The following is an 11,458-nucleotide window of genomic DNA, read 5'->3' as shown; positions in this document are numbered from 1 at the left end:
CGGTAGTTCAGTTGGTTAGAATACCTGCCTGTCACGCAGGGGGTCGCGGGTTCGAGTCCCGTCCGTTCCGCCACTTATTAGAAAATTAAGCCTGCTACTAAGCAGGCTTAATGATAAGAAGATTTAGGGGCGTAGCTCAGTTGGTAGAGCACCGGTCTCCAAAACCGGGTGTCGCGAGTTCGAGTCTCTCCGCCCCTGCCAGAAACAATCCTTAGCATTATTGCTAAGGATTTTTTTTTACCTGTAATTTGAGTTTTTCCTTCTTTCTATTTTACTCCCGGCATCCTTGCCAGCGTTTTCCTTAATCTTCCAGAATATTCGTTCTCAGCAGATCGCAAATCAGCGCATGTTTATCGCTATTTTGCAGCCAAACTGCATATAACGGGCGTGAAAGCGTTGTACTGTCGGTAACCGTATGGAGATCGCTTTTACCTTTAGCCCAGCTGACCGGTAGCCAGCTAAAACCTTTGAGGACTGAAAGTTGCTGCCTGGCTAATTCTGCCGAACTGGTGGTAAGTACCGGCACTTCATCTCCCGCAATCAATCCAGCCTCGTGTTGCTGAAAGTCAGGTCCCCATTCCAGACGCAGATAATTCAGTTCATCTTTGGTTTGTGAAGGAGAACTGCAATAGAGCGCCAGCGTGAAATATCCCAACAGTTGGCTGCTAAATTCGTCCATTTTGGGCGTTTCGGTAGTAATCAATAGATCAAGCTGTCGCTCATGAAGCTGTTTTACTAACGACTGTCGCTGCGCGATCCTCGCTTCAAATTGCAGGCTGGATTGTGGCTCCTGGGATTGGTATAAACGCCCCAGCCAGCCATTAAGCATGCATTCCCAGAGGGATGCGCTGGCACCAATAGAAAACTCGTTATGCCGCGAGGTATTCGCAACCTCCTTACGTGCTGCTTGCCACGTATTCATCAGCGTTTCAGCGTAAGGTAATAATTTTTCACCTGCAGCGGTTAAGCGGATATTGTTTCTGTGTCGGGTGAACAGGTTTACACCCAATTGATTTTCCAGTTGTCTGATCCGAAAACTAACCGCTGATTGGGTCAGATAGAGCGCTTCAGCAGCCCTGCCAAAGTGGCGTGTCCGGCTAACTTCCAGGAAAGTTTTTAACAATTCCGTATCCACAACTCGCTCCATAAAATTATTTGTCGTTATGATTTAAATCTTTTGTTTGACGCTCTGTCAAGCGTAACTAATACTCCGCGCCATAAATAGCTCGGCCAAAGAATTAGGAGCGTGCAGGATGGCGGAAAGCTTTACGACGACTAATCGATATTTCGATAATAAATATTATCCCCGCGGATTCTCCCGTCATGGTGATTTCACCATTAAAGAAGCACAACTGCTTGAGCGTCACGGTTATGCTTTCAACGAGCTGGATCTGGGCAAGCGTGAGCCGGTAACGGAAGAAGAAAAACTGTTTGTTGCGGTATGCCGTGGTGAGCGCGAACCGGTTACCGAAGCTGAACGTGTGTGGTCCAAATACATGACGCGCATTAAGCGTCCAAAACGCTTCCACACGCTGTCTGGTGGGAAACCTCAGGTGGAAGGTGCGGAAGACTACACCGAATCTGATGATTAATAAAAAAGGGCGAAAGCCCTTTTTTTATGCCAGTAGTTTCTGCAAATGAATGAGTAATCTGTCTATCGCCCGATACCCAACAGCCTCCTGTAAGTGCTGGCGAGAGATATGGTCAGATTGTTCTATATCCGCGATCGTTCGAGCGACCTTTATCAGGCGTAACCAAGCGCGGATGGATAATCCGAGATGCGCGAGCGTTTCTTCAAGCCACTGCGCATCGTCGCTACGCAGTGGACAGTATTTATGGATATCCTGACTGTCCAGTTGCGCATTTAACTTATTCTGCCGCCGATACTGACGCTCTCGTGCTGCTATAACGCGTTGCTTCACCGTTGCGCTATCTTCCCCTTTTACCTGGCTCTGGCTGAGTATGCCGGGCGGCGGTAAGGGGATTTCGAGGGAGAGATCGAAGCGGTCAAGAAATGGGCCTGATAATCGATTGAGGTAGCGTAGTGTCTGCTCTGGGGTACAGCGGTTATGGTTCCCCTGATAATGTCCTGTTGGGCTGGGATTCATGGCAGCAATAAGCTGAAAACGCGCGGGGTAAGTTATTTTTGCCCGAGTGCGGGATAAATGAATCTGCCCGGACTCAATGGGCTCTCGCAGTGCATCCAGCGTGCGCCGCTCAAACTCGGGAAGTTCATCCAGAAACAGTATGCCGTTATGCGCCAGAGATATCTCGCCTGGCGCAGGAATAGAGCCGCCACCGACCATGGCAGTTAATGAAGCACTGTGATGCGGCGAACGAAAAGGGCGTTGTTTCCACTGTTTTTGTAGCGTGTCGGAATTGACCAGACTTAGAATCGCGGCGCTTTCCAGTGCTTCATCATTGCTCAGTGGCGGAAGCAATCCTCTCAGGCGACTGGCCAGCATGGTCTTACCCGTTCCCGGCGGCCCGATGAGTAAGAGGTTATGACCGCCAGCTGCGGTAAGCTCCAGCCCGCGTTTACCCTGTTCCTGGCCGATAACATCGCTCAGATCATCTGCTAATGCGCAGGGGGTAAAATCTGCCGATGATGGTCTGTCTAAATCATGCTTACCTTCGAGAAATGCGCATACGGCCTGTAGATGATCGGCTATCAGGCACCCTTCACCGTGTATCAGTCCCACTTCAGCTGCATTCTCTTTTGCGACAATAATTCTCCTGCCTGCGCGAATAGCTTCAGTTGCACTTGATATCGCACCGGGAACGCCGCGTAACGCGCCTGTAAGCGCTAATTCGCCTACCAGCTCATATGTATCGAGGATATGGGTTGTAAGCTGCTCAGACGCTGCCAGAAGCGCAACTGCGATAGGTAAATCATATCGTCCCCCTTCTTTCGGGAGATCGGCTGGAGCGAGGTTTATGGTTATCTTCTTCGCCGGGAATTCATAACCGCTATTAATAATCGCACTGCGAACTCGATCGCGAGCCTCTTTTACCGTTGTTTCGGGTAATCCCACCATGGTTAAACCAGGCAAACCATTGCTGATATGTACCTCGATGGTAATGGCTGGCGCATTCACGCCCAGCGCAGCGCGTGTGTGAACAATCGATAGTGACATAAGCCCTCCTGATGAAAGCATTATGTCGCAATACATCGCGGCAAGATTTCACATAATTACGGTTTTTAGAGGCTTATTCCTGTGTTTTTATGTAGCTCAATACTGCTTGCATAAAGCCTGGAATAGCGCTCGCAAACGCTTTTGAATAACGTTTTTAGTAGGGAACGGGTTGCCGAGAATCACCTGAAAAGTGAAATATTTTCACTTTTGATTTTTTGTATAAAAAACAACGATATTTATCTAAACCGTTAACGGCGTCAGAAAAACGAATAAAAAAATATCTTGTGTCATTTGCAAATTCTATGGTAACTCTTTAGGTATTCCTTCGAACAAGATGCAAGAAAATACAAAAATGACAGCCCTTCTACGAGTGATTAGCCTGGTCGTGATTAGCGTGGTGGTGATTATTATCCCACCGTGCGGGGCTGCACTTGGACGAGGAAAGGCTTAGAAAACAAGCCTTAACGAACTAAGACCCCCGCACCGAAAGGTCCGGGGGTTTTTTTTGACCTTAAAAACATACATGAGGAGCAGAAAGTGGACGGTAGCATAAAATTCTGTTTCTCAAGATTTACGGCGGGGATGTAACTATGAATGGGGCACAGTGGGTGGTACATGCGTTGCGTGCACAAGGGGTTCAAACCGTCTTTGGTTATCCTGGTGGCGCAATTATGCCGGTTTACGATGCGTTGTATGACGGCGGCGTAGAACACCTGTTGTGCCGACACGAGCAGGGTGCGGCAATGGCGGCAATTGGCTATGCCCGTGCGACCGGTAAAACCGGCGTGTGTATCGCCACTTCAGGTCCTGGCGCTACCAACCTGATCACCGGACTCGCCGATGCGCTGTTAGATTCTGTTCCTGTGGTGGCGATCACCGGTCAGGTGGCCTCACCTTTCATCGGAACGGATGCGTTCCAGGAAGTGGACGTTCTGGGTATGTCTTTGTCCTGCACCAAACACAGTTTCCTGGTGCAGTCACTGGAAGAGCTGCCGCGCATCATGGCAGAGGCTTTCGCTGTGGCGAACTCCGGTCGTCCGGGTCCGGTTTTGGTTGATATCCCGAAAGATATCCAGCTGGCAAGCGGTACGCTGGAGCCGTATTTTACGACCGTCGAAAGCGTAGAGGTTTTCCCGCACGCTGACGTTGAGCAGGCGCGTAAAATGCTGGCGCAGGCGCAAAAACCGATCCTGTACGTCGGTGGCGGCGTTGGTATGGCGCAGGCGGTCCCGGCCCTGCGTGAATTTATCGCGGTAACCCAAATGCCGGTCGCCTGCACGCTGAAAGGTCTGGGCGCAGTAGAAGCTGACTACCCATACTATTTGGGTATGTTGGGAATGCATGGCACTAAAGCGGCAAATTTCGCGGTGCAAGAATGTGATTTACTGATTGCCGTGGGCGCGCGTTTTGATGACCGGGTGACCGGCAAGCTGAATACCTTCGCGCCGAACGCCAGCGTGATCCACATGGATATCGACCCTGCGGAAATGAACAAGCTGCGCCAGGCGCACGTCGCCCTGCAGGGTGATTTAAATTCTCTGCTGCCGGCATTGCAGCAATCTCTGAAGATTGACGCATGGCGTCAGCATAGCGCTGAACTGCGCACAGAGCATACCTGGCGCTATGATCATCCCGGTGAGGCTATCTACGCGCCACTGTTGTTGAAGCAGTTGTCCGATCGCAAACCCGCAGACAGCGTAGTGACAACGGATGTTGGTCAGCATCAGATGTGGTCGGCGCAGCATATGACCTACACCCGCCCGGAAAATTTCATCACCTCGAGCGGCCTGGGTACGATGGGCTTTGGCCTGCCAGCAGCTGTTGGCGCGCAGGTTGCTCGCCCGAACGATACGGTAATCTGTATCTCCGGTGACGGTTCCTTCATGATGAATGTACAGGAACTGGGCACCGTAAAACGCAAGCAGTTGCCGCTGAAAATAGTCTTACTCGACAACCAGCGGTTAGGCATGGTGCGACAATGGCAGCAGCTGTTTTTCCAGGAACGTTATAGCGAAACCACCCTTACCGATAACCCCGATTTCCTCATGTTGGCCAGCGCCTTCGGCATACCAGGTCAACACATCACCCGTAAAGACCAGGTTGAAGCGGCACTCGACACCATGCTGAACAGCGAGGGGCCATACCTGCTTCATGTCTCAATCGACGAACTTGAGAATGTCTGGCCTCTGGTACCGCCAGGTGCCAGTAACTCAGAAATGCTGGAGAAATTATCATGATGCAACATCAGGTCGCCGTTGAGGCTCGTTTCAATCCGGAAACGTTAGAACGTGTTTTACGCGTGGTACGCCATCGTGGTTTTCAGGTGTGCTCCATGAATATGGAAGCCGCCAGCGATGCGCAAAATATAAATATCGAATTGACCGTTGCCAGCCCCCGGTCGGTCGACTTACTGTTTAGTCAGTTAAGTAAACTGGTAGACGTTGCACACGTTGCTATCTGCCAGAGCACAACCACATCACAACAAATCCGCGCCTGAGCGCAAAAGGAAGAAAAATGACGACGAAAAAAGCTGATTACATTTGGTCTAATGGCGAGATGATTCGTTGGGAAGACGCGAAGGTTCACGTGATGTCCCACGCGCTGCACTACGGTACTTCAGTATTCGAAGGCATCCGTTGCTACGATTCTCACAAAGGGCCGGTGGTGTTCCGTCATCGCGAACATATGCAGCGTCTGCGTGATTCAGCCAAGATCTATCGTTTTCCGGTTTCTCAGAGCGTTGATGAGCTGATGGAAGCTTGCCGCGAGGTGATTCGTAAAAACAATCTGACCAGCGCCTATATTCGTCCGCTGGTGTTTGTTGGCGACGTGGGGATGGGCGTTAACCCGCCAGCGGGATACACCACTGACGTGATCATCGCCGCGTTCCCGTGGGGCGCTTACCTCGGTGCTGAAGCACTGGAGCAGGGGATCGACGCGATGGTTTCTTCCTGGAACCGCGTTGCGCCGAACACCATTCCTACTGCTGCTAAAGCGGGTGGTAACTATCTGTCTTCGCTGCTGGTGGGTAGCGAAGCGCGTCGTCATGGCTATCAGGAAGGCATTGCGCTGGACGTGAATGGCTACATCTCCGAAGGTGCGGGCGAAAACCTGTTTGAAGTAAAAGACGGCATTCTGTTTACCCCGCCGTTTACCTCTTCTGCACTGCCGGGTATTACCCGTGACGCGATCATTAAGCTGGCGAAAGATCTCGATATCGAAGTACGTGAGCAGGTGTTGTCCCGTGAATCACTGTACCTGGCTGACGAAGTGTTCATGTCCGGTACCGCGGCTGAAATCACCCCAGTACGCAGTGTCGATGGTATCCAGGTGGGCGAAGGCCGCTGCGGTCCGGTCACCAAACGCATCCAGCAGGCCTTCTTTGGCCTCTTCACCGGTGAAACGGAAGATAAATACGGCTGGTTGGATTCAGTAAACCAATAACAAAATTAATATTTCCCCTAAATAATTCACGTTGCAGGAAGACGGCAACGCAGCAAGTCCCAGGAGCTTACTGTAGTAAGTGACTGGGGTGAGCGAGGCGGCCAACGCACCTGCGGCGTGAAGTATGCAGGGGAAAGACAGACGGGAGTTAATCAAGCATGCCTAAGTATCGTTCTGCTACCACCACCCACGGCCGCAATATGGCGGGTGCCCGCGCATTGTGGCGCGCCACCGGGATGACCGATGATGACTTCGGTAAACCGATTATCGCTGTGGTGAACTCCTTTACCCAGTTTGTGCCGGGTCACGTCCACCTGCGCGATCTCGGTAAGCTGGTTGCCGAACAAATCGAAGCCTCAGGCGGCGTGGCGAAAGAGTTCAACACCATTGCTGTGGATGATGGTATCGCCATGGGCCATGGCGGCATGCTGTATTCACTGCCATCGCGTGAGCTGATCGCTGACTCCGTTGAGTACATGGTTAACGCCCACTGCGCCGATGCGATGGTCTGCATCTCCAACTGCGACAAAATCACCCCCGGGATGTTAATGGCCTCTTTGCGCCTGAATATTCCGGTGATCTTTGTTTCCGGCGGTCCGATGGAAGCCGGGAAAACCAAGCTCTCTGACCAAATCATCAAGCTCGACCTGGTTGATGCGATGATTCAGGGCGCTGACCCGAAAGTTTCCGACTCACAAAGCGAGCAGGTTGAACGTTCCGCCTGTCCGACCTGCGGCTCCTGTTCCGGTATGTTCACCGCTAACTCGATGAACTGCCTGACCGAAGCGCTGGGCCTGTCACAGCCAGGTAACGGTTCGCTGTTGGCGACTCACGCCGACCGTAAAGAACTTTTCCTCACTGCAGGCCAGCGCATCGTCGAGCTGACCAAACGTTATTACGAGCAGGATGATGCCTCCGCCCTGCCGCGCAACATTGCCAGCAAGGCAGCGTTTGAGAACGCCATGACGCTGGATATCGCCATGGGCGGCTCCACCAATACCGTTCTGCACCTGCTGGCGGCCGCGCAGGAAGCGGAAATCGACTTCACCATGAGTGATATCGACAAGCTGTCCCGCAAAGTCCCGCAGCTGTGTAAAGTGGCGCCGAGTACGCAGAAATACCATATGGAAGACGTGCACCGCGCAGGCGGCGTACTGGGTATTTTAGGCGAACTGGATCGTGCTGGACTGCTGAACCGAGACGTGAAAAACGTGCTGGGGCTGACTCTGCCGCAAACGCTCGATCGGTATGACGTGATGTTGACCAAAGACGACGCGGTGAAAAAAATGTTCCGTGCTGGCCCGGCCGGCATTCGTACAACCCAGGCATTCTCACAGGATTGCCGTTGGGATACGCTGGATGACGACCGCGCTGAAGGCTGCATTCGCTCGCTGGAGCACGCTTACAGCAAAGACGGCGGTCTGGCAGTTCTGTACGGTAACTTCGCGGAAAACGGCTGTATTGTAAAAACCGCAGGCGTGGATGACAGCATCCTGAAATTCACCGGCCCGGCAAAAGTGTATGAAAGCCAGGACGATGCGGTTGAAGCCATCCTCGGCGGTAAAGTGGTGGCTGGCGACGTGGTTGTCATTCGCTACGAAGGGCCGAAAGGCGGGCCTGGCATGCAGGAAATGCTCTACCCCACCACCTTCCTGAAATCGATGGGCCTCGGTAAGGCTTGCGCGCTGATTACCGATGGTCGTTTCTCCGGCGGTACTTCGGGGCTTTCCATTGGTCACGTTTCTCCGGAAGCGGCCAGCGGCGGTAATATCGCGATTATCGAAGATGGTGACATGATTGCCATCGATATCCCGAATCGTGGTATTCAACTGCAACTGAGTGATGCGGAAATCGCTGCGCGCCGTGAAGCGCAGGAAGCTCGCGGTGACAAAGCCTGGACGCCAAAAGATCGTCAGCGTCAGGTCTCCTTTGCACTGCGCGCCTACGCCAGCCTGGCAACCAGTGCCGACAAAGGTGCGGTGCGCGATAAGTCGAAGCTCGGGGGATAATGACCATGGCGGATTCACAACCTCTATCCGGCGCTCCTGAGGGCGCCGAGTATCTCAGAGCGGTACTGCGTGCGCCGGTATACGAAGCGGCACAGGTAACGCCGCTACAGAAAATGGAAAAACTCTCTTCGCGCCTCGACAACGTCATTCTGGTGAAGCGCGAAGACCGTCAACCCGTTCACAGCTTCAAGCTACGCGGTGCCTATGCCATGATGGCGGGCTTGACCGAAGAGCAAAAAGCGCATGGCGTCATTACCGCATCGGCTGGTAATCATGCTCAGGGCGTCGCGTTCTCTTCTGCGCGATTAGGCGTGAAGGCGCTGATTGTCATGCCAACGGCTACCGCCGATATCAAAGTCGACGCCGTTCGCGGCTTCGGCGGAGAAGTGCTGCTGCACGGCGCGAACTTTGATGAAGCCAAAGCCAAAGCGATTGAATTGTCGCAGCAGCAGGGTTTTACCTGGGTGCCGCCGTTCGATCATCCGATGGTGATTGCCGGGCAGGGCACGCTGGCGCTGGAGCTGCTCCAGCAGGACGCGCATCTCGATCGCGTATTCGTACCAGTTGGCGGCGGCGGTCTGGCGGCAGGTGTTGCGGTGCTAATTAAACAGCTGATGCCGCAAATCAAAGTGATTGCCGTGGAAGCCGAAGATTCGGCCTGTCTGAAAGCGGCGCTGGATGCCGGTCATCCGGTGGATCTGCCGCGAGTGGGTCTCTTTGCCGAAGGCGTGGCGGTGAAACGTATTGGCGATGAAACCTTCCGTCTGTGCCAGGAATACCTCGACGATATTATTACCGTGGATAGCGATGCTATTTGCGCGGCAATGAAAGACCTGTTCGAAGATGTACGCGCGGTGGCGGAGCCTTCCGGGGCGCTGGCGCTGGCGGGGATGAAAAAATACATCGCCCAGCATAATATTCGCGGCGAGCGCCTGGCGCATGTTCTTTCCGGCGCTAACGTTAACTTCCACGGCCTGCGCTACGTTTCCGAACGTTGCGAGCTGGGGGAACAGCGCGAAGCCTTGCTGGCCGTGACCATCCCGGAAGAAAAGGGCAGCTTCCTGAAGTTTTGCCAACTGCTGGGCGGGCGCTCGGTGACCGAGTTTAACTACCGCTTTGCTGATGCGAAAGACGCCTGCATTTTTGTCGGCGTACGTCTGAGCCGTGGGCTGGAAGAGCGTAAGGAAATCCTGCAACTGCTCAATGAGGGCGGCTATAGCGTGGTGGATCTGTCTGATGACGAGATGGCGAAGCTACACGTGCGCTATATGGTCGGTGGACGTCCGTCGAAACCCTTACAGGAACGTCTTTATAGCTTCGAATTTCCGGAGTCGCCGGGGGCGTTGCTCAAATTCCTGCATACCCTGGGGACGCACTGGAATATTTCATTGTTCCACTATCGCAGTCACGGCACTGACTATGGTCGTGTGCTGGCGGCGTTTGAGTTGGGTGAACACGAGCCTGATTTCGAAACGCGGCTGAATGAACTGGGTTATGACTGTCATGATGAAACACATAACCCGGCGTTCAGGTTCTTCCTGGCGGGTTAACGACAGCCATTAAAAAAGGGTTCATGTAAAAACATGAACCCTTTTTGCTACTGTATCAGCAGATTACAGCGTGATAACGTCGAATTCGACTTCGGTATTCACGTCAGCATCGTAATCCACACCGTCGAGGGCAAAACCGAACAGATTCAGGAATTCCTGCTTGTATCCTGCATAGTCAGTTTCTTGCGCCAGGTTTTCGGTAGTGATCAGCGGCCACAGATCGCGACATGCCTGCTGAATGTCGTCACGCAGTTCCCAGTCATCCATACGGATACGCTGGTTGTCATCAAGCGCCACTTTATCGCCGTACAGGCTGGTGGTCATCAGACGGTTGATCTGCTCAATACAACCTTCGTGAATCCCCTGCGCTTTCATCAGCTTGAAGACCATGGAGATGTACAGTGGCATTACCGGAATCGCAGAAGATGCCTGGGTGATGACGGACTTCAGTACGGCAACGTTAGCGGAACCGTTCAGCGGTGCCAGCTGGTTACGCAGTTCTCCCGCCGCGCGATCGAGGTCTTCTTTCGCTTTGCCCAGCGCGCCGTGCCAGTAGATTGGCCAGGTCAGGTCGGTACCGATGTAGGAGTAGGCTACGGTTTTCACGCCATCAGCCAGCACGCCCGCTTCGCTCAGCGCGCCCATCCACAGTTCCCAGTCTTCGCCGCCCATGACGGTGACGGTGTTCTGAACTTCTTCTTCGGTTGCCGGCTCAATGCTGGCGGTGATGATCTGATCTTTGTTGGTATCGATCGCTTTAGAGGTGTAAACCTCACCGATTGGCTTCAGCGCTGAACGGACGATTTCACCGGTTTTCGGCATTTTACGCACTGGGGAAGCCAGTGAGTAAACCACCAGGTCAATCTGACCCAGGTCTTCTTTGATCAGTTTGATCACTTCATCACGGCATTCGTCAGAGAACGCATCGCCGTTGATGCTTTTGGAGTACAGACCTTCACGCTTGGCCGCTTCGTCGAAAGCTGCAGAGTTATACCAGCCTGCGGAACCTGGTTTGGTATCCGTGCCCGGTTTTTCGAAAAATACGCCGATAGTGGCGGCACCGCTGCCAAAGGCGGCGGAAATTCTGGAAGCCAGACCGTAACCGGTGGAAGCACCGATCACCAGCACGCGAGACGGGCCGTTCTCGATTTTCCCGTTCTGCTTAACATACTCGATCTGCTTTTCCACGTTGACTTTGCAGCCAGTCGGATGGGTCGTTGTACAGATGAATCCACGAATTTTTGGTTTGATTATCATAATGATGGCTAATTAAGTTTGTATTTTCGCTGTCAAGTGCGCAATGACACCGTCTGTTCTG

At 53.0% G+C, this 11,458-nt stretch carries 10 protein-coding genes and 1 tRNA gene; 8 read left to right on the top strand and 3 right to left on the bottom strand.

The genetic code is table 11. The features are described from left to right. Positions 1–125 precede the first annotated feature (125 nt). Positions 126–201: transfer RNA gene (locus tag OGY17_RS02385), tRNA-Trp, on the top strand. Between the two features lie 100 nt (positions 202–301). On the opposite strand, the gene hdfR is transcribed toward OGY17_RS02385, so the two are convergent. Then, the gene (gene hdfR, locus OGY17_RS02380; RefSeq protein WP_008787063.1) at positions 302–1,147 is read right to left on the bottom strand and encodes an HTH-type transcriptional regulator HdfR; all 846 of its coding nucleotides are present in this window, start codon (positions 1,145–1,147) and stop codon (positions 302–304) included. Positions 1,148–1,253: 106 nt separating this feature from the next. Between hdfR and maoP the strand changes: the two genes are divergently transcribed. Then, positions 1,254–1,592 carry a macrodomain Ori organization protein MaoP gene (maoP, locus tag OGY17_RS02375; protein WP_003018025.1) on the top strand — a complete coding sequence of 113 codons (339 nt, stop codon included), beginning with the start codon at positions 1,254–1,256 and terminating at the stop codon, positions 1,590–1,592. 24 nt (positions 1,593–1,616) lie between these two features. Here maoP and OGY17_RS02370 read toward each other — a convergent pair whose 3' ends face one another. Beyond that, positions 1,617–3,137 carry a YifB family Mg chelatase-like AAA ATPase gene (locus OGY17_RS02370; RefSeq protein ID WP_234103797.1) on the bottom strand — a complete coding sequence of 507 codons (1,521 nt, stop codon included), beginning with the start codon at positions 3,135–3,137 and terminating at the stop codon, positions 1,617–1,619. A 352-nt stretch (positions 3,138–3,489) separates the two neighbouring features. Here OGY17_RS02370 and ilvL point away from each other — a divergent pair, with 352 nt between their 5' ends. The 6 genes from ilvL to ilvA all read left to right on the top strand — a co-directional run bounded on the left by ilvL (position 3,490) and on the right by ilvA (position 10,140). Then, complete coding sequence (gene ilvL, locus OGY17_RS02365) at positions 3,490–3,588, top strand: ilv operon leader peptide (protein ID WP_001311244.1); 99 nt, start codon at positions 3,490–3,492, stop codon at positions 3,586–3,588. Positions 3,589–3,727: 139 nt separating this feature from the next. After that, a complete protein-coding gene (gene ilvG / locus OGY17_RS02360; RefSeq protein WP_125363354.1) occupies positions 3,728–5,374 on the top strand; it encodes an acetolactate synthase 2 catalytic subunit in 1,647 nt (548 codons plus the stop codon). Continuing rightward, a complete protein-coding gene (ilvM, locus tag OGY17_RS02355) occupies positions 5,371–5,634 on the top strand; it encodes an acetolactate synthase 2 small subunit (protein WP_003018017.1) in 264 nt (87 codons plus the stop codon). The genes ilvG and ilvM overlap by 4 nt, the downstream gene beginning before the upstream one ends. A 17-nt stretch (positions 5,635–5,651) precedes the next feature. Beyond that, the gene (locus OGY17_RS02350; protein ID WP_003829030.1) at positions 5,652–6,581 is read left to right on the top strand and encodes a branched-chain amino acid transaminase; all 930 of its coding nucleotides are present in this window, start codon (positions 5,652–5,654) and stop codon (positions 6,579–6,581) included. A 158-nt stretch (positions 6,582–6,739) separates the two neighbouring features. Next, positions 6,740–8,590, top strand: a complete 1,851-nt coding sequence (gene ilvD / locus OGY17_RS02345; RefSeq protein ID WP_008787065.1) for a dihydroxy-acid dehydratase — start codon at positions 6,740–6,742, stop codon at positions 8,588–8,590. A 5-nt stretch (positions 8,591–8,595) separates the two neighbouring features. Next, positions 8,596–10,140 carry a threonine ammonia-lyase, biosynthetic gene (ilvA, locus tag OGY17_RS02340; protein ID WP_003018007.1) on the top strand — a complete coding sequence of 515 codons (1,545 nt, stop codon included), beginning with the start codon at positions 8,596–8,598 and terminating at the stop codon, positions 10,138–10,140. Between the two features lie 63 nt (positions 10,141–10,203). Here ilvA and fabV read toward each other — a convergent pair whose 3' ends face one another. Further along, complete coding sequence (fabV, locus tag OGY17_RS02335) at positions 10,204–11,397, bottom strand: enoyl-ACP reductase FabV (protein WP_008787067.1); 1,194 nt, start codon at positions 11,395–11,397, stop codon at positions 10,204–10,206. Positions 11,398–11,458: the final 61 nt, after the last annotated feature.

This window comes from Citrobacter sp. Cpo126 (assembly GCF_030332445.1).
GTDB classification, from domain to species: Bacteria; Pseudomonadota; Gammaproteobacteria; order Enterobacterales; family Enterobacteriaceae; genus Citrobacter; species Citrobacter portucalensis.
This window is presented reverse-complemented; position numbering and strand designations above follow the sequence as displayed.